The sequence below is a fragment of the Rhodococcus aetherivorans genome (assembly GCF_025722975.1).
In the GTDB taxonomy this organism is placed as follows: Bacteria; Actinomycetota; Actinomycetes; order Mycobacteriales; family Mycobacteriaceae; genus Rhodococcus; species Rhodococcus aetherivorans.
On record NZ_CP106982.1, the window covers coordinates 2997447 to 3017785 of the forward strand.

Consider the following 20339-nt stretch of genomic DNA (forward strand, 5'->3'; position numbering starts at 1 on the left):
TTCCGGGAGAGGCACGCGTGGCTGACTCGTTCGTTCATCTGCACAACCACACCGAGTACTCGATGCTCGACGGCGCCGCGAAGGTCGGTCCCCTGTTCAAGGAGGCCGAGCGGCTGGGGATGACGGCGGTCGGGATGACCGACCACGGGAACATGTACGGCGCCAGCGAGTTCTACAACGCCGCGACGAAGTTCGGGATCAAGCCGATCATCGGCATCGAGGCCTACATCGCCCCGGAGTCGCGGTTCAGCACCAAGCGCGTGCAGTGGGGGGATCCGAGCCAGAAGTCCGACGACGTCTCCGGTTCCGGCTCGTACACGCACATGACGATGGTGGCCGAGAACGCCACCGGACTGCGGAACCTGTTCAAGCTGTCCTCGCTCGCCTCCATCGAGGGCCAGCTCGGCAAGTGGGCCCGTATGGACGAGGACCTCATCGCCCACCACGCCGAGGGCATCATCGCGACCACCGGCTGCCCGTCGGGGGAGATCCAGACCCGGCTGCGTCTCGGCCACGACCGCGAGGCGCTCGAGGCGGCCGCGAAGTGGCAGGAGATCTGGGGCAAGGACAACTTTTTCCTCGAGCTGATGGATCACGGCCTGTCCATCGAGCGCCGCGTCCGGGAGGGCCTGCTCGAGATCGGCCGCACGCTCGGCATCCCGCCGCTGGCCACCAACGACTGCCACTACGTCACCAAGGATGCCGCCGAGAACCACGAGGCGCTGCTGTGCATCCAGACCGGCAAGACGCTGTCGGATCCGACCCGTTTCAAGTTCGACGGCGACGGCTACTACCTGAAGTCCGCCGCGGAGATGCGGGCGCTGTGGGACGGCGAGGTGCCCGGCGCGTGCGACAACACGCTGCTCATCGCCGAGCGGGTGCAGTCCTACGAGGAGGTGTGGACCCACCGCGACCGCATGCCGATCTTCCCCGTGCCCGAGGGGGAGACGCAGGCGAGCTGGCTGCGCAAGGAGGTCATGCGCGGCCTCGACCGCCGCTTCCCGAACGGCGCGCCCGACGAATACCTGCGCCGCGCCGACTACGAGATCGACGTGATCTGCGAGATGGGTTTCCCGGCGTACTTCCTCGTCGTCGGCGACCTGATCAACCACGCCCGCGAGGTGGGTATCCGGGTCGGTCCGGGTCGAGGCTCGGCCGCCGGTTCGCTCGTCGCCTACGCCATGGGCATCACGAACATCGATCCGATCCCGCACGGCCTGCTGTTCGAGCGGTTCCTCAACCCCGAGCGCGTGTCCATGCCCGATATCGACATCGACTTCGACGATCGCCGCCGCGGCGAGATGGTGCGGTACGCGACCGAGAAGTGGGGCAACGACAAGGTCGCCCAGGTGATCACGTTCGGCACCATCAAGACGAAGGCCGCGATCAAGGACTCGGCGCGCGTGCAGTTCGGCCAGCCGGGCTTCGCGATCGCCGACCAGATCACCAAGGCGCTGCCGCCGCCGATCATGGCCAAGGACATTCCGGTGTCGGGCATCACCGACCCGAACCACGAGCGGTACAAGGAGGCCGCCGAGGTCCGGGCGCTGATCGAATCCAACCCGGACGTGAAGAAGATCTACGACACCGCGCTCGGCCTCGAGGGCCTGATCCGCAACGCCGGCGTGCATGCCTGCGCGGTGATCATGTCCTCCGAGCCGCTGATGGACGCCATCCCGCTGTGGAAGCGGGCGCAGGACGGCGCGATCATCACCGGCTGGGACTACCCGTCGTGCGAGGCCATCGGCCTGCTGAAGATGGACTTCCTCGGTCTGCGGAACCTCACCGTCATCGGTGACGCGATCGAGAACATCAAGAACAACCGCGGCATCGACCTCGACCTGGACACGCTGCCGCTCGAGGATCCGCCCACCTACGAGTTGCTGGCCCGCGGCGACACCCTGGGCGTGTTCCAGCTCGACGGCAGCGCCATGCGCGATCTGCTGCGCCGGATGCAGCCGACCGGCTTCGAGGACATCGTCGCCGTGCTCGCGCTGTACCGGCCCGGCCCGATGGGCATGAACGCCCACAACGACTACGCCGACCGCAAGAACGGCCGGCAAGAGGTCAAGCCGATCCACCCCGAGCTCGAGGAGCCGCTGAAGGACATCCTGGCCGACACCTACGGCCTGATCGTCTACCAGGAGCAGATCATGCAGATCGCTCAGAAGGTGGCCGGTTACTCGCTCGGACAGGCAGACCTGCTACGGCGAGCCATGGGCAAGAAGAAGAAGGAGATCCTCGAGGAGGCGTACGGCGGCTTCCAGAAGGGCATGCTCGACAACGGCTTCTCCCAGCCCGCGATCACCGCATTGTGGGACACAGTGCTTCCGTTCGCCGGATACGCGTTCAACAAGTCGCACGCCGCCGGGTACGGCCTCGTCTCGTTCTGGACGGCGTACCTCAAGGCGAACTACCCCGCCGAGTACATGGCGGGCCTGCTCACGTCCGTCGGCGACGACAAGGACAAGGCTGCGGTCTACCTGTCGGACTGCCGCAAGATGGGCATCACCGTGCTGCCGCCCGACGTCAACGAGTCGCGGGTCGACTTCGCGTCGGTGGGGGAGGACATCCGGTTCGGCCTCGGCGCGGTGCGCAACGTCGGTACCAACGTTGTGGCGTCCATCATCCGGGCGCGGGAGGAGAAGGGCCGGTTCACCGACTTCTCCGACTACCTCAACAAGATCGATGCGCTCGCATGTTCGAAGAAGGTCACCGAGTCGCTGATCAAGGCCGGTGGGTTCGATTCGCTCGGCCATCCCCGCAAGGGCCTGATGCTGGTCCACGCCGACGCGATCGACGCGGTCATGGGCACCAAGAAGGCCGAGGCGATCGGGCAGTTCGACCTGTTCGGCGGCGCGGACGCCGACGAGTCGGTCACCTCGGTGTTCAACGTGAAGATCCCCGAGGAGGAGTGGGATACCAAGCACAAGCTCGCCCTCGAACGGGAGATGCTGGGCCTGTACGTGTCCGGGCATCCGCTCAACGGCGTCGAGCACGTGCTCGCCCAGCAGTCGGACACCGCGATCCCGACCATCCTCGAGGGCGCGATCAAGGACGGCACCCAGGTCACCGTGGGCGGCATCCTCGCGTCGGTGAACCGCCGCATCAACAAGAACGGTCTGACCTGGGCGTCGGCGCAGCTCGAGGATCTCGCCGGCGGCATCGAGGTGCTCTTCTTCCCGCAGTCCTACTCGGTGTACGGCATGGACGTGGTCGAGGACTCGGTGGTGCTGGTCAAGGCGCGGGTGTCGATCCGCGACGACCGGATCTCGTTGATCGCCAACGATCTCGCCGTGCCCGACCTGTCGCAGGTCGGGGTGGCCAAGCCGCTGTCGGTGTCGATGCCGACCCGGCTGTGCACCCCCGACAAGGTCGGGGCGCTCAAGAGCGTGCTCACCCGCCACCCCGGTACCTCGGACGTGCACGTCCGGCTGATCTCCGGCAGCAAGGTCACCGTGCTGAAGGTGGACGACAGCCTGCGGGTGGAGCCGTCGTCGGCGCTGATGGGGGATCTCAAGGCTCTGCTCGGGCCGGCCTGCCTGGCGACCTGACCCGCCGACGGTGTCTGCAGTCGGACGACGCTGCGGTCGGGTGTCGCTGCGGTCAGGTGTCGCGGCGGTAGTGCAGCAGGCGGGCCCACCAGACGACGGTGGCGGTCGCGGCGGCGGTGAGCACGGCGGTCTGCGCATCCGCGGTGATCGCGAACAGCGCCAGGAGGACCAGGACGGCCGCGACGAGTGCCTCGAGCTTGTACAGCGGCCATGCGGTTCCGGCCACGTCGACGGACGCGGGCCGGCGGCGGGTGGGGGTGGGCGAATCCATCGTCGTCATCTCGACCTCCGTGCGCCTCGGGGAACCCGTCCGCCAGGCTACTCGCAGACTTGTTTTCGGTCTACCGAACATTGCCGATCGGCGCGGTGACGCCGGGTCCCGGCGGTCGGGTCGTCGCCCTCGCCGTCGATGTTGCCCGGCGGCGGCACGGGCGGCTCGAGCAGCGCCCACTGGGCGTCGGTGAGCGACGACGACGGTACACCGCGCACTGGTGTCCGGGGGCCGTGTCCGGGGTGGGGCATGCCGGGCACGGCGCGATGAGCGATGATGGCCAGTGAACTCTTGGTCGGGTCGTGACGTAAGCACTCTTGACTTACCAGGAGTTCACCTGTTCCCACACTTCACATGCCTCGCCACCGGCTCGTAGCGTTCTCGGATGCACTCTGAGCTCGATTCTTCACCTCGGCGACCTGCTGCGACTGTAGGGGCCGGTGTTGTTCGGCGTGTCGCGGCGACTCGCGACGGTTACCACCCGATCATCTTGGGGTTCCTTCCACAGAAACATTCGAGACGAGGACACATGGTGGCCGTGGGCATCAGTGTGCCCGACGTGCGGGCCGTCGGCGAGCAGCCGAGCAATCGATACGCGTATCGACCTGGCGGCGTTCCGGGGCCGGTTCGCCGACCTGAGCAGCTGGCCCCCACCCGCGGCCACCACGAGCACGGCCACCGGCCGGTACGGAACGGCGACGGCCTCCGCATGGAATCAGCTGAACCCGAGGCTCATCCACCAAGGGGTGTGGGCCGAGCATCCCGGAGCACTGCCGATCGTCGAGGGCACGGTAATCCCACTGACCGTCGGCCATCTGCCCGGAACCGGCACCCGGCCCCGGTATGGCTGTGGTACTCGGACCCCACCGTAGGAGGTGACCACGTCGACGGACTGTGGCAGATGTTTCTGCGCCGCTTCTTTCCTCGTGCACACCTTCGAAGAAGTTCAAGCAGGCGTCGGAGTGGACTGCGCCGACGATCCGCCGTCCCGAGACGGCCGATCGCTGGACCTGGATCGTCATCGTGGCGCATGCCCAGCTGCGGCTCGCCCGGCCCCTGGCCGAGGACCTGCGCCGACCCTGGGAGCGACCGCGGCCTCCGGGCCGGCTGACCCTGGCCCGGGTCCGTCGCGGGTGTCGGTGCATCTGCCGGACGATGCCCACTCCGGCCGGTGCGCCGAGACCCTCCCGGCCCGGTCCCGGACGACCCTTCGGCTCGAAGAACACCCGTCCCGCTCCGTATTTCCACGCGGGCAAACGCGTCAGAACCGACATGCAGGAACCGGCCGGTGTAAACCGCACAGGTCAAAAATCAAGCTCAGGGAATGGAGTAGCCGACTACTCGGGCTTACTGTCTCCCGAGCCAAGACGATCAGGTGGTGCAGTAACTACTCGATCAGCGCACAACAACCACGGCGGACGAAGTAGCAGACGCGCGGTGCAATCGGAGTCCGTTGCGGCGATCACTGGCTGATGTATGAGCTCGATAATCTTCGAATTCGAATCGAGTGCTGGAACGCCTCGGCAGAAGCGGTGCGCCCGCTGCGCGAGTAGTGCACCGGACAGCGCGCCGTTTTTCGGCGCAATCTGCAAGATTGTACGACGCGCGAGTCGGATGAACATGCTGCAAATCGTTGGTGGCGACTGCGCCAGCGCACGATCGGGCAGAGATGACATCGCTCACTGGCGACTGCGCCGGACCGCACGGAACACCGAGGGTGGATCGATTGCCCACCCAGGGTGGGTTTCCGGGTGGTCGAGCGAGCGGAAGATAGACAAGGAGGCAAATCTCAGTTTGGAACAAATGAACGGCCATCGGGGAGGCGTGGACGACGTCGGTTACGCGCTCGTGACCTGGGTGGACGGCCCCATGTGGAGGTCCGAACGGCCTCTATGTCGAACAAGTCCATCAATTGATGTCGGTATCCGTGTATGACGGTCTCCTCGAGCGGCCGCTCGGATATCCGGCCGTGGGCCGCGAAAGGATGTACTGCTACAAGATGTTGCGGACCGATCCGGCTGGCGTGACGGTGCTGCCATTCCGGTGGAGTTCTCGAACCGAAAACGCTCCGGGAACGACTTGATCGAGTCGATTTGAAAACTTCCTAGAACTCATAAAGGAGCGAGAAGGAGCAATGCACGAATCGACCATGGTGCGGCACAATCGGGTGTTCGACGACGCCTCGAGCGGCACCCCAAACGATTCCAATGTGCTTTTCGGGCGGCGGCCGGAATGCGCACGAATTGATCAGTTGTTGGCGGAACCCCTGACGGGGGCGAGCGCCGCGCTCGTCATCACCGGGGATCCTGGGATCGGTAAGACAAGCCTGCTGCGCTACGCCCGCGACGGCGCTCGCACACTGAAAGTGTTGTCCGTGAGCGGGGTCGAGGCGGAGACCATGTTCCCGTTCGCAGCGCTAGGACGATTGCTCACGCCCGTCCTTGATCGGCTCGGTTCGCTGCCCGCCGTTCAGGCGGACGCCCTGCGCTGCGCGCTCACGCTCAGCGCGGAACGACCCCGTGACCGCTTCGCTGTGTGCGCGGCGGCATTTCAGTTGCTCGCGACGACGGCCGAGAGATCCCCGACTCTCGTGCTCGTCGATGACGCGCAATGGTTGGATGTCTCCACCGCCGAGGCACTCGCCTTCACTGCACGCCGACTGCGGGCCGAGGGACTCGTGCTGTTGATCGCCACGCGCGACGTCGGAGGCTTCGCGGACATCGAGCAGCTGAACATCGGCGCGCTCGACGAGGATTCCGCCGCGGAGTTGCTCACCGCCCGATTCGCGGCTGCACCCGCCGAGGAGGTCGTGCGCGCGCTTACCGCGGAACTCGGAGGCAACCCACTGGCATTGCATGAGGTCAGCGGCACCCTCACCCGCGCTGAGCTGACCGGCACCGACCCGCTCCGAGCGCCATTCTCGGCGGAGAACGCCGCATCACGCATCTTCGGCCCGCGTATCTCCGCCCTCGACCGTGCATCGCTGCACGCGCTCCGCATCACCGCGGTCGCCGCCGGTGATGGCCTCGAGGTGGTGCTCGCCGCGCTGGCGGCGGAACCTGGAGATTGTGCCGCGCTGGAATCGCTCGAGAACAACGGGCTGGTCGCCGTCGAGGTCGCCGATGTTCATTTCGTGCACCCGTTGCTGCGTACTGCCGTACTGACCAATCTGACACCGGGCCAATTACGGGCACTCCACCGAACTGTTGCCTCCGTCATGACGGCGCCGTCACAGGCGGAACGCCGGGCCTGGCACCTCGCCGAGGCCGCTCTGGGGCCTGACGAGGCCGCCGCTCGAGCCCTCGAACAGGCTGCAGACCATGCGCTGAGACGCAGCGGCTATGCCGGCGCCGCTCTGGCGCTCGAGCGCGCCGCTGAACTCTCCACGGACGGCCCCTCGAAGGCGCGCCGATTCTGTGCCGCCGCGAACGCGGCGCACTCCGCGGGACAGCTTGACACTGCGCTGCGACTGCTGAGGAAGTCCGAAGAGTACACGGTCGATCCCGTCCTGCATGCCGACATCGCGGACATGCGCGGTCGAATTGAACTTCACACGGGACGGGCCAGCGTCGCCCGCATGGTGTGGCAGGCCGGCGCGGTTGCGGTCAGCGAGGTAGACCCCGCGCGGGCGGCCTCGTTGCGGGCCACGGCTGCCATTGGAGCGCTGGCAGCGGGTGATCCCGCGGGCGCCTGTGCGCTCGCGCGGGAGGCCGCCCACTCAGCTTCCCCGGCCGACGGAAACACCCAACTCCTGAGCAAGACCGTCATCGGGAACGCTCTGACACTGATGGGCCAGGAGTCGGACGGCATGCGGTGGATGCGGGAGGCGGCCGCGTCGACCCGGAAGCCTGCGGCAGGTGAGCCCGACCTCGAGTGGGTCCTTGTCGGCGCGCTCAGTGGTGTGACCTGGTACGGCGAGGAGATCGATCCGCGGGGGTTCCTCGATCCGTTGCTTCATCAGCTACGGCGCAGCGGCGCGCTGGGCCATCTACCGCTGGCGCTGCATGTTGCAGCGCTCGCCGACAGTAGGCGAGGACGGCTGCAGTCGGGCCGGTCCGCGGCTGCGGAGGCGGCCGAACTGGCGGCCGGTATCGGTGACGTCTTCACGCTGTGTCCGGCGCTGGGCTGCCTTGCGCTGCTCGAAGCGCAAGTTGGTGACGAACAGTCCTGCCGTGCTCATGCTGCAGAATCGCTGCGACAGCGTGAGGTCACCCGCTTGGGCGTGATGCATCACGTGGCGCTGGAGGGATTGGGCCTGCTCGAGCTGAGCCTGAACCGACCCGATCGGGCGATTCCATACCTCGAAGAGGTCAATCGAGGCCCGGAGCCGGATGTACGCGACCCGATGGTGGTGCGAGTCTCGTCCCTGGATCTCATCGAGGCCTACGTTCGGGTCGGTGCGGACATCAGCGCCACAATGCGAGATCAGCTGGGGGGATTCGCAGGATTGACGCTGCCTCCGGCGCTCAGTGCTTTGATCTGGCGGGCTATGGCGTTGGTAGCTGGCGATGGGGATTACGACGAGTTCTTTTCGCGGGCACTCGCCTTCCACGCTCGGTGCCCGTCGCCGTTCGATGCGGCCCGCACGCGATTGTGCTATGGCGAACGGCTCCGTCGGGCGGGTCGTCGGCGCGACGCGCGCGAGCATCTTCGTTGCTCACTCGACGGGTTCGAGCGCATTGGGGCTCGCCTGTGGGCGGCGCGGACGGCCACCGAACTCACCGCCGCCGGGCAACCAGCCAAGGCGCGAAGTGGAAGCGTTGCCGACGCGCTCACCGCACAGGAGTTGGAGGTGGCCCAGCTTGCTGCAAACGGTGGCACGAACCGTGAGATCGCCACGCAGCTGTTCCTCAGTGTCAAGACGATCGAGATGCACCTGGGACGGGTTTATCGCAAGGTTGGTGTCCGCTCCCGGACGCAGCTCGCCAACTCCTTCCGGGACAGCGTGAAGGACTGCGTGTGATCACCGCCGGGCGCTGTACGCGATCCACCCCGCCCGTGGTCGTCGTCAAGGGCGCTTCGACTGCCTCCCCTGGCGACGCGGTTGCCGGGACAGCACCCGATTCCAGGCGGGGGACGGCCCCGGCTTCGCGCTACCGGCTCCGACCCTTCGACCTGCACGGACCTCGTCCTTCTCGAGACACCCCACTCGGTCAGCTCGTCAGCCACCTCGGGCAGGGGCGCCGCTCTCACCGTTCCTGCGGTACCGGGCTGGTAGGTCGCGAGGGCGGCGGCACCGATCTGGCCGAAGAACCGGGCCTCGTGCTCATCGAGGACATCGATGAGCACGAGCGGCGAGATCATCCGCTGCAGCCGGCCATCAGCGAAGCTGACAGTGCGTGCGCGAACTTATGGGATGGCGGTCACGATTGGGCCGACGTAGTAGTACGGTGCACCCGTGCCGATGCACTGGATGAACGCTCGGGTACCGGGTGTGTATCGGAAGAAGATCGGGTTCGGTCCGGTCTCGAATTTGTAGAAGTCCGGGACCACTTGTAGGTACGGCGGTTCGAGACTCCATCCCTCGCACTCCCACGTTTCCCCTGGTGCCAGGTCCATGCGGATGACCCCGCCGGGTTCGGGTGTGGCGACCGGCGGGGTCGCGGACGCAGTGCCGACTGCCAGCAGACCGAGCGCCGCTGCCGCTGCCACCGACCCGGCACGTCGGATGTTTCTGAGTCGGATGTTTCTCATCGGAAGTCCTCCTCTTGTCGGGTTTGGGGTGGCAAGTTCAGCGGTGGTTGCGCGGATGCGCCAGCCGGATCAGCAGGCTGCCGAGCGAGTGGCCTTCCTTACCGAGCACTCCGAAGCGGTGGATCACCGCGAGGTCGCGCTTGTACGGGGTGCCGGTGACGCCGCAGGCCCGCTCGACCGCGGCAACTCTCCGAGAGAGTTCCGTGCGCCGGACGACCGCCGCGAGAATTTCCGCGTCGATGTGGTCGATCTCGTTGTGCAGCTCGTCGAACTCGATTGTGATCGATCGCTCGTCCGATTGGGGGAACGCAAGTGGGTTCATCTCCAGCTCCTGGCAACTATCGCGTATCAGGTCGGTGGTTGTCGGCGGTTCACCGTGGAACCGAGACCGACACCATGGATTCCACGAAGTACCGACGGCTGCAAATCTCCACACCGAGGGAAAGGGTCACGGGTGGGGACGGGACGGATCGTGCAGTCGGCGGCCGGACCGGGCGATGGCGGGCACGTTGCCGGGCGAGCCTGTTCGGCGACGAGCCGGGGGTGAACCGTCTCGTGGCTTCGGTGATCGCTGCGTCCTCGATCATGAAGGCCTCGCTTCATCGGCGCATTCTGCGACGCACTTGCCGGTCTCATATCGGGTATGAGGAGAGCATCCTTGACGAAGCCGTCGCACTTCACCGCGTGGCGGTAACGAGTAGCCGACTCTTGTTTCCGCGGCAACCTCGCCACGTCGGGCGGGACGGCGCCCACGACCGGCACGCTGAACAACGGCGCGGATGCGGGAGCAAGCGGGCCGAGCCTGACGGGATGGATCGCCTCGGGAACGGCCATCGCTGCGCGAAGCACTTTCTTGTTCAAGGTGTTCTTCTCGTGGTGTGTTTCGGCGGGTGTTGCACCCGGCACGAGTGGTTGACGTGGAGAACATCATTCGGCATGGGCACGGTGACCGGCGACGGGGAAAACCCTCGACCGCGATGTTTGGGCCGAGCACCTGTTCGCCGCGGTGCAGGACACCGTGGTCGAACACCAGGTCGCCACCGCGCTGTCCTCCCAGCTCGCGTGCCCGGCCTGCGAAATCCCGCGGCGGCACAGGGACAGCCTGGACCATCGTGATGGGGACGCTGTTCGGCACGCTGCCGCTGGACAGTCCCCGCTGGTGGCGCAGCCCGTGCACGCCGCAGCCGACCCGAACGTTCAGCTGCCTGGCCGCGACCCTGCGGGAGCGGACGACCTCGGGGACTCGCGCACCCCGATCCGCGCGTGCAGTCGGCGCAGCGGTCCCGGTGCCCACCAGTTGAACTCGCCGGCCACCCGCATGAACGCCGGCACCAGCACACCGCGCACCAGTGTGGCGTCCATCAGTACGGCGAGCGCAGTGCCGATCCCGAACATCTGCATGAACGACAGTCCGGTCGAGAAGGACAGCAAGGTCACGGTGAGCAGGGCGGCCGCGCTGCTCACGATCCGCCCGACGCGCCCCAGGCCCTCGATGGTCGCCTCGGTGGTGTCCGCCCCGCCGTCGCGCGCCTCCTTGATCCGGCTGAGCAGGAAGATCTCGTAGTCCACCGACAGGCTGAACGCGATGCAGCACAGCAGCACCACCATGCCGATGTTCAGCGGTGCGGGCGTCACGCCGGTGATCGCGGCCAGGTGCCCGTCCTGGAACAGCCACACCATCGCGCCGATCACCGCGATGAGCACGAACACGTTGAGCAGCAGCGCCTTGATCGGCACGATCATGCTTCCGGTGAATAGGAACAACAGCACGAAGGTCGACACGGCCAGCAGTGCGAGTGCCGACGGCAGACGGCCGGCGATCGCGGAATTGCTGTCGATCAGCGTCGCCGTCGGGCCGCCGACGGCAACGCGGTTCTCGGCCACCGCCGGCAGCGCCCGGATCTCGTGCACCAGGTCCTGGGCCGGTTCCGATTGCGCGTCCACCGTCGGTTCGACCAGCACGTACCCGGCATCGTCGGCGGTGAAGCGCGCGCTCTGCGGTCCCGGACCGGCCACCAGCATCCCGTGTTGGTAGCGGCCGAAGGCGCCGTCCACCCGGGCCACCTCGTCGAGCGCGGACACCTCGCGGGCCACCCGCTCGAGCGCCGCCGCGTCGTTGCGCGCCACCAAGATCGCCGCGTCCGAGCTGTCGGCGGCATAGTCGTCCCGGATCGCGGTGGTGACCTGACGCGCGGCCGAATCGACCGGCAGCGCTCGCTCGTCCGGGGTCGCGAACCGGGCGTGCAGGACCGGAAGGCCCATCAGTAGCAACAGCATCAGCACCGGCAGCGCGGCGCGCACCGGTCGGCGCGTCACCGCCGCCGCGGTGCGACGCCAGAACGGTGAATCCGCCGCCAGCCGGTCGCGTCGGCGCCGCACCGCCAACGAGTCGATTCGCCCACCGAGCAGTGCCAGAATCGCCGGCAGCACCACCACTGCGCTCACGGCCGCCGTCACCACCACCGCCATCGCCGCGAACCCGACCGACCGCAGGAAGTAGATGGGGAACACGAGCATCCCGCCCATCGCCACCGTCACGGTGGCCGCGCTGAACAAGATGGTGCGGCCGGCCGTCGCGACCGACTCGATCACCGCTTCCCGTGGTGGATGCCCGGCGGCCCGCTCCTCGCGGAACCGGGACACCAGCAGCAGTCCGAAGTCGATGGCGAGGCCGAGCCCGAATGCCGTGGCCACGGTCAGCGCGTAGACGGACACGTCGGTGACCTGGGCCAGCACGAACAGCACCAGCATCGTCGCCAGAATCGAGGCCACGCCCAGGCTCAGCGGCAGCAGCGCGGCCACCACGCTGCCGAACACGATGATCAGCAGCAACAGCGTCGCGGGCAGCGCGATCGATTCGGCCAGCTTCAGGTCCTGCGCCACGTGGGTCTCGAGGGCGTCGGTCAGCCCCAGCTTGCCCCCGGCCGCCACCCGCACCGCCGGGTCCTCGGGCAGCTCCGCGAGGATCGTCGTGGTGTGCCGGGCGGCCTGTTCCGCGGTGCCGCCGACGTGCAGCAGCACCAGCCCGGACCGGCCGTCGGTGCTGCGCAGATCCGGCAGCCGCGTGGTCCAGTAGGAGCCGACCTCGGTCACCTCCGGCTCCGCCGCGATCCGCCGCTCGAGCCGCTGCGCCGCGGCCATCACCTCGGGGCTGTTCACATCGCCGGCGCGGGCGGTGACCTGCAACACCAGGTTGGGTGTGGAGCCGCCGAAGCGCTCGTCGAGGAAGGCCTCGGCCAGAGACGATTCCGAGCCGGGGTCGTCGAAACCGCCGACCTTCAGCTCGGCGGAGACACCCGTGCCGAACACACCGGCGAGCACCAGGAAGGCCAGGGCGCCGGCGAGAACCCGGCGGGGACGGTCGACGATGAGGGTGGCGAGCCGTGTCAGCATGACGTCGTCGCTCCTTCGCGATCGTTTGCCGTGCGCGGTGGTGAGCTGTTGTTCCTCCGATGCCGCGTGTCGCGGCTCGTCGTCGCGTTTACCGGCGCCGCCGTGAGCGCCGCAGTCTGCACCATGGCGAGGGCGTTGCGACCCGGGCCCGGCCGGGTAGCCGTCGGTGGTGGTGCTCATCTCGATCCTGCTCTCGATCGTCGGCAATCGGATTCATCCCCGCCCGGAACACCGGGCGCCGCCGCGCTCGACATCACCCCGGACCGTGCGGGACCGACGACCCGTCCGAACGGTCGTCCTGGTGCCGCGGGCCCAACACTTCGAACATGATCGGCCTTCGCGGCCCGGTCGCGATGTTGTGTGGGACCGACACCGGCGGCGGCCGGCGTAGGGCCCGCTCCGGCAGAGCCAGCCGGACCCGCGACAGGATGGTCGCCAGCACGATCGGCATCTCGTACTCCGCCAGGGCGAACCCGATGCACCGTCGATGCGCGCCGCCGTACGGCGCGAATTCGAACGGGCTGTAGCGCCGCCCGACGAAACGCTCCGGATCGAACCGGTCGGGTCGTTCCCAGACATCCGGATGCGAATGCAGGAGCGGCAGGGCGATACCGACCGTTGCGCCCGCGGCTACCGGGACGCCGCGCACGTGCAGCGGCCCGGTCAGCCGGCGCAGCACGATCGGCACCGGCGGGTGTAACCGCAGCGTCTCGTGGCACACCGCGTCCAGGTACGGCAACCGAGCGAGGTCCTCGGGCGCCGCCGTCGCGCCCAGGTCCCGCACCTCGGCTATCACCCGCTCGCGGACCTCAGGGTGGCGGTGCAGATGGAACAACGCCCAGCACACCGAGGTCGCGGTGGTCTCGTGCCCGGCCACCAGCAATGTGCGGAGTTCCTCGCGCAGCTCGCCGTCGTCGATCCGCGACCCGTCTTCGTAGGTCGCGGCGAGCAGCATGCTCAGGACGTCCACCCGGCCGTCCTCGGGGTCCGCGCGCCGGCGCTCGATGTCCTCGGTCAGCAACGCATCGAATTCGTCGCGGGCGCGGACGAACCGATCCCAGGGCGCGTGTCCGAACACACCGCGGCGCAGCGGTGGAACCAACATCAGCGGGCCGGTGTAGGCGGCGAGGAAATCGGCGACCACCCGGATGTATTCGGCCGGGCGTTCAGCGCCGGTGAGCCCGAACACCGCCTCCAGGATCACGCGCAGGGTGATGGCCCGAAGGGCAGACCGCGAGTCGACGATGCGTCCCGGAGTCCAGTCGGCGATCTCGTCGAGGGTCGAATCGCGGATGATCTCGCCGTATGCCCGCATCCGCTGCCCGTGGAACGGTGGTGTCAACAATTTCCGTTCCCGGCGGTGCCGCTCTCCGGATATCAAGATCAGCGACGCGTCCCCGACCAGCGGCGCGATCGGATTCGGTGTCGGGGGCTCGACCAGATCGACGGGCGCACGGAAGATATCTCGGGCACCCTGGGGATGTCCGGTGAACAGGATCGGCGTGAAGCCGGGAAACCGGACCTCGAACGGGTCACCGTCGCGGTCGCGCCGCCACCGGAAATAGCGATCGGGATCGGCCCCGGCGGTGAGCGTGCGAACAGCACCGCGCCCGGCCGCACGTAACTGCGAGGCACGCGGCAACATCGTCGACATACCGCGGCCCTCAGATCGCCTGCAGTGCCCGCAGCACCGCGCGGCCGGCGGCGGGATCGCCCACCGCGATGCGGGCGCTGCCGTCGGCGTAGGGTTTTGCCACGATGCCGGCGCGCTGCAGCGCCGGTGCGATGCGCGACCCGTTCAGGTAGAGGAAGTTGGCGTGGCTGCGGGGAACATGCACCCCGTTCTGCCGCAACGCCACCCACAAGAGTTCGCGTTCGGCGGTGATCCGCGCGACCCGGGCTTGCAGCTCGTCCTCCGCCGCATAGGAGGCGGTCACCGCCGCCACCGCCGCGCAACTCATCCCGAACGGCAGCTGCCGGCGCCGCACCCGCGCCACCAGCTCCCGCCCTCCGAATGCGTACCCGATGCGCAGCCCGGCCAGCCCGAATGCCTTCGAAAACGTCCGCAGCACCAGCACATTGGGGTAGCGGCGAATGAGTCCGAGCACATCGACCGCGTCGGCGGCGTCGATGAACTCGACGTAGGCCTCGTCGAGGATCACCACCACCTGCGGCGGAATCGAGGACAGGAACACCTCCAGGTCGGCCGCGGAGACCAGGGTGCCCGTGGGGTTGTGCGGCCGGCACACCACCACCAGCCCGGTCCGGTCGTCGACCACCTCGCCCATCGCACACAGATCCTGGCGACCACCATGATCGAGCGGCACCGCCACCGCTTCCACGCCCAACATGTCGGCTATGATCGGATAACCGTCGAACGTCGGGTTCGCGAACACGATGGTTTCGCCGCTTCGCAGCACGGCCTGCATGATCTGCATCGCCACCCCCGTCGCGCCCGAACCGACCGCCACCTGCTCCGGGTCCACACCGACCCGGTCGGCGATGATCCGGGGAAGACGCTGCGGCAGAAACTCCGGATATCGATTCGCCCGGGCCATCTGTTCGTACAGCGCCGCCAGCACCGACGGCAACGGCGGGAACGGGTTCTCGCTCAGCCCGAGCTCGAAGTGGGGCATCGGCCTGGTCACGCCGCTCCCCGCCGACGGTGTCGTCGCCTCCGCGATCTCGCCGGTCATGGCGTCGGCCCCGCTCCCCATCGGACGGCGGCCGCACCGGCGAAGTCGCCGGCGTGGGCGAATCCGGCCAGCACCACCAGCGATCCGTTGCCGATGCGCCCGTCCCGATTGGCGGTATCCAGCGTCACCGGAATGCCGGCGCCGAACAGGTTTCCGCACTCGTCGAAGGTGTCCGGGTGCTGCTCCGGGGTCAGCTGCATGGCCTCGCGCCAGTTCCGCAGGAACAGCCGGTTGGGTTGGTTGGTGACGAAGGTGTCGACATCGGCGGATTGCACGCCGATCCGATCGCAGACCGCCAGCGCCACCTCCGGCACCAGCCGGTTGCCGCGGGCGAACACCTTGGTGATCTTGGACTCGGTGAACCCCACGCAGACCTGCCCGAGGCCCGGCTCCCAGTACTTGCGATCGGAGACCGGAACTCCCTCGAAGGTCATGTCCCCACCGAACTCCGGATAGGTGCGGCATTCGATGCCCAGGATCGGGGCGTCGTCGGATTTGGTCAGCAGGCCGACCCCGCAGCCGTCGCCGGGGACCGAGGCATGCGCCAACCCTCGGATCTCGCTCTGGGTGAAGACCTGTCCCGCACTGTTCTGGGTCGTGGCGACCAGCGCCGTGGTCGCATCGGAGCTCTGCAGGATGGTCCGGGCCAGCGCCATCATGTGCACGAACGACGCGCAGCCGCCGTTGTGCACGTCGATCACCCAGTCCGGGCGCAATCCCAACCGGCGGGCCACCTCCGGGCCGCAGCCGAGCACCGGGTTGTCGGGCAGCTGGGTGTGGGTGAGCAGCACATCCACGTTCGAAATCGTGTCCGCGCCGTGCCTGTCGATCAGCGGGGCCACCGCCCGCTCCACCATGTCCACCGCAGTCTCGTCACGGGCCACGTGGTGCCGATACTTCGGCGAGCGGAACATGACGTTCTTCGCCATCCGGTCCGAGCGGGAGAACTGAGTGAAGTATTCGGTGGGAACCCGATTCTCCGGTAGATAGCTGGCGACGTCGACCAGGCTGACCGTGGGCCGGGCCGCTGTCATCGGTGCGTGCACTGTCATGCTCATTTCATCCATTCCGGCTTGATCGGCAGACCGTGGGTGGCGCGGTACTCGCAGATGGCCTTGAGGTTGTCCATCTCCAACTGATGTCCGGCGGAGAACATGTCCCAGAAGTCGCCGACCCACACCGGGCGGTTCGCCGGTGCCGTCTCCGGGTAAGGGTTCTCGTCGTAGAACGGGTGGCGGCAGTTGGTCCACAGCACCACCGATCCGGGCTTGTTGAGCACCACCTGCGCGTCGACCACCCGCATCAGATAGATCATCCACAGGTGTCGGCCCTGGTCCCACGCGCAGTGGTAGTCCACCGTCATCGCGTCGGGGTTCGCGACGGTGCGCACATAGCATTTCGTCTGGTCGCCGAGTCGGTCGTAGGAGAGCCACAGCCCGGGCTCGTCGGTCTCGGTGAACCCGCGCAGGCTGTAGGTCCACTCCTCCAGACACCGGGTGTCCGCAAGGTACTCGTACACCTCACGCGGCGGCGCCGCGATGTAGGCGTTGACCGGGCAGAACTGACCGAACACCTGGTCGTGCGGGTACACCGACCGCAGCATGTCCACGATGATCGGTGTGGTGGCCTCCTTGTCGGAATTTTCGATCCGCAGCACACCCGGGATCAGATCCTCGGCGATGTCGCTCAGAGCGGGAAGACTGATGGTCACGATTTCTCTCCTTCGGTTCTTTATCGGGGGCTGGTCAGGAACGGCAGGAACGGTGGTATCTCGTCGGGATCGCAGTCCACCGCTACGAACGACGGCCCTTCGGTGTGCGCGCTGCGTGCCAGCGCGTCGGTCAGCTCGCCGACACTTCGCGCGGCGAATGCCGGCAGCGTCGGGAACATCGCCGCGATCCCCTCGCCGAGCAGGGCCGGCCGGAATCGGTTGAAGCTGTATCGATCGCGGTAGAACAGTTGCTCGCGGGTCACGCACATCGCGTGCGCGTTGTTGTTGAACACGATGAATGTCACCGGCAGGTCGTGCTCGATCGCGGTGTGCATCTCCAGGCCGTGCATGAAGAACGCGCCGTCCCCGGCGATCACGAACGTCCTTCTGTTCCGCGCGAACGCCGAGCCGATCCCCGCGCCGAAGCTGTAGCCCATGCCGCCCATCCCGAGGGCGACCACGAACCGCCCGCCGCGGGGCACCGAAAGATGATGCACCACCGATGCGCCCGTGTTCCCGGCGTCGGCGAACACGTCCGCTCCCGCCGGCAGCATCGCTGTGATCGCCTCCACGGCCTCGCGGTAGCGCAGCCCCGGCCCCGAGGAGTCGGGTACCTCCAGCGTCGTCAGGGCCTGCGGGCCTGCCGGTTCCGGTACGCCGTCGACGTCGAACAGCGCCGTGAGCTCGTCCAGTGTCGACCCGAGGTCCATGCTCACCGCGTGCACCGTGGGCGCATAGGGTGGTTCGGCGCCGATGCTGGCCACCGGCACTCCGGCCAGCGCACCGTCGAGCCCGGCTCGTGCGGTCATCGGCATCCGGGTGCCCACCAGCAGGCACAACGCCGCCTGCTGCACGGCGTCGACGAGTTCGGCGTGGCCCATTATGCCTGCCACACCGCAGAATCCATGCTCGTCGGCGGCGTAGCAATCCTTCGCATCCGGTGCCACCCCGACCGCCGCGTCCAACGCGACGGCCAACGCCCGCACCTGCGCGCGGGCATCGTTGCGCGCCACCTGATCGCCGACGATGAGCACGATCTTGCCGGTCCGCCGGGCCGCGGCGATCATCTCGGCGACCCGGGCCAGCCCGATGTGATCGCGAACCACCCGGCGGGTCGGCGGGGTGAACCGGGGCCCCGTAACGGTGGCCTGCTGAACATCCTTGGGCAACAGCAATACCGCAGGCCCACCGCACAGCGCCGCGGACACCGCCCGCTCCAGGTGCTCGGCGATGTCCTCGGGCCGCTCGACCCGCGCGCAGTAGCGGGAGATCTCGAAGAACAACCGCGCAGCGTCGATCGAACCCGCCCGGCCGCTGGAATCCTGGAACGCCCCGCCGCCCTCCAACGTGGTCGGTGGCTGACCGACCAGGGCCAGCACCGGCACCCGCGAGGTGTAGGACTCGGCCAGTCCGGCGACCAGGTTCATCGCGCCACCACCCGAGGTGGCGGCGACAACACCGAGCCCACTCGACGAGCGTGCGTACCCGTCGGCCATGGTGGCCGCGGAGAACTCGTGCTTGGCAACCACCCCGGTCACATCCACGTCGGCATCGAAGACCGCGTCGTAGAGGTCCTCGATGTTGGCGCCGTCCACCCCGAAGATGTTCCGCACGCCCAGCGCGGCCACCGCATCGACCAGGTAGTCGACGACCCGCCGCTGTTCGCGTCCATGACTTCGACCGCTCGTTACCATGCCGTGCTCCTCCCGGGACTTCGGTCCCTGCTCTTCTTGTCGCTTCCCGATGTGGTGAGGTCTGGCCCGATCGGGTCACCGTCACGGGTGCCCTTGGGCGACCCCACACGTAGGGGCTGGGGTCAGGTTCGGGAGCGCCGGGCCTACCCGGAATCTCTGCATCGTTGCGCTCCGCCTGGTGCGCAGCTGATCGCCTACCACAATGTGCCGGCGCCGCTGCCCCCAGTAGGCACCCCAGGTTGCAAATCTCTACCCCGAGAGGAAATGCCACGGGTGGGGACAGGACGAACCGTGCAGTCAGCGGCCGGACCGGACGACGGCGGACACGCTGCCGGGCGAGCCGCTTCGGCGCCGGGCGGAGGTGAACCGTCCCGTGGCTTCGGCGATCGCTGCGTCTTCGGTCATGACGCCCTCACTTCATCGGCACATCCTGCGACGCACTCGCAAGTCCCATATCGGGTCTGGGGAGAGCATCCGTGCAGAAGGCCTCGCACTTCGTCCTGCGGCGGTAACGAGTAGTCGACTACCTGACCTGCCGATTCCCGATAGGTGGGCGCTCGACGTGACAGTGCCGCGCCCACGACCCGCCCACGACCGGCACCCTGAACATCGACGCGGATGCGGGAGCAAGCGGGCCGAGCCTGACGGGATGGATCGCCTTGGGGGCGGCCACCGCTGCACGACACACGTTCTTGGTCAAGGTGTTCTCCCTCGCAGTGTGCGCCGGGCGGGTGATGAGCCGCCGGCACGAATGGTTGACGTAGAACAGCATTCGGCACGGGCACGGTGACCGGCGACGGGGGAAACCCTGGACCGGACGCGCCGGGTTGTCCCCGATCGGAGCGGGTGGACGGCGAGTTCGAGGGATTTCCCCGTCGAGTGACCGAGGTCATCCACGCAAGAGTTATCACATGGCTGTTGATCTGTTGCGTGCGGCCGACCGGTTCGCCACCGCGCTGCACGTGCCCCTGTACGAGGAGGCACGTGCCCTTCGGCAGCGGCAGCAGTCACACAACCTGGTCCGAGGAGTTACGGCCCCACCGTTGGAGGCGGGAGGACTGCCCGTCCTGCTGGTCGGCGGTCTGCTCGACACCCCTGGCTGCTCGAGTCCCTCTCGGACTGGTTCGACCTGGCTGACTGTCGCCCCACGCCGGCGCCGGTCAACCGCGTGGTCGGTGAGGTCGAGGCCCGCACCTGCATCCTTTGCGCAGGTAGGCGCGGCGGTGCGCGGACACCCCGGAATGAAACCGTTGGGCTTCCATGCGATCAGTACGTTGCCACCGTTGTGACGGACTCGGACCAGCATCCTTTCGTCTTGCCGTCGGC

At 67.7% G+C, this 20339-nt stretch carries 10 protein-coding genes; 2 read left to right on the forward strand and 8 right to left on the reverse strand.

Going from position 1 to position 20339, the window contains the following annotated elements:
• Positions 1-17 precede the first annotated feature (17 nt).
• Complete coding sequence (gene dnaE / locus OCS65_RS13670) at positions 18-3554, forward strand: DNA polymerase III subunit alpha (RefSeq protein WP_006933439.1); 3537 nt, start codon at positions 18-20, stop codon at positions 3552-3554.
• A gap of 52 nt (positions 3555-3606) precedes the next feature.
• Here the strand turns inward: dnaE and OCS65_RS13675 are convergent, their stop codons facing one another.
• Positions 3607-3834 (reverse strand): hypothetical protein, encoded by a 228-nt coding sequence (locus OCS65_RS13675; protein WP_006933441.1) that lies wholly within the window; start codon positions 3832-3834, stop codon positions 3607-3609.
• 2125 nt (positions 3835-5959) lie between these two features.
• Here OCS65_RS13675 and OCS65_RS13680 point away from each other — a divergent pair.
• Entirely contained in the window at positions 5960-8788 is a 2829-nt protein-coding gene (locus tag OCS65_RS13680; RefSeq protein WP_263510343.1) for a helix-turn-helix transcriptional regulator, read from the forward strand.
• A 768-nt stretch (positions 8789-9556) separates the two neighbouring features.
• On the opposite strand, the gene OCS65_RS13685 is transcribed toward OCS65_RS13680, so the two are convergent.
• From OCS65_RS13685 to OCS65_RS13715, 7 genes are all read right to left on the reverse strand, one after another.
• The gene (locus tag OCS65_RS13685; RefSeq protein WP_006943743.1) at positions 9557-9841 is read right to left on the reverse strand and encodes a chorismate mutase; all 285 of its coding nucleotides are present in this window, start codon (positions 9839-9841) and stop codon (positions 9557-9559) included.
• Between the two features lie 875 nt (positions 9842-10716).
• Positions 10717-13092, reverse strand: a complete 2376-nt coding sequence (locus tag OCS65_RS13690; RefSeq protein ID WP_263510345.1) for an MMPL family transporter — start codon at positions 13090-13092, stop codon at positions 10717-10719.
• A gap of 73 nt (positions 13093-13165) precedes the next feature.
• Positions 13166-14566, reverse strand: coding sequence for a cytochrome P450 (locus OCS65_RS13695; RefSeq protein WP_263510346.1), 1401 nt, complete (start codon positions 14564-14566; stop codon positions 13166-13168).
• 10 nt (positions 14567-14576) lie between these two features.
• Positions 14577-15548 carry an aminotransferase class I/II-fold pyridoxal phosphate-dependent enzyme gene (locus tag OCS65_RS13700; protein ID WP_420833250.1) on the reverse strand — a complete coding sequence of 324 codons (972 nt, stop codon included), beginning with the start codon at positions 15546-15548 and terminating at the stop codon, positions 14577-14579.
• A gap of 56 nt (positions 15549-15604) precedes the next feature.
• Positions 15605-16660, reverse strand: a complete 1056-nt coding sequence (locus OCS65_RS13705) for a 3-oxoacyl-ACP synthase III family protein (protein WP_263510348.1) — start codon at positions 16658-16660, stop codon at positions 15605-15607.
• A gap of 2 nt (positions 16661-16662) precedes the next feature.
• Positions 16663-17319 carry a hypothetical protein gene (locus OCS65_RS13710; protein WP_006943756.1) on the reverse strand — a complete coding sequence of 219 codons (657 nt, stop codon included), beginning with the start codon at positions 17317-17319 and terminating at the stop codon, positions 16663-16665.
• A gap of 20 nt (positions 17320-17339) precedes the next feature.
• The gene (locus OCS65_RS13715; RefSeq protein ID WP_065922498.1) at positions 17340-19013 is read right to left on the reverse strand and encodes a thiamine pyrophosphate-binding protein; all 1674 of its coding nucleotides are present in this window, start codon (positions 19011-19013) and stop codon (positions 17340-17342) included.
• Positions 19014-20339 lie beyond the last annotated feature (1326 nt).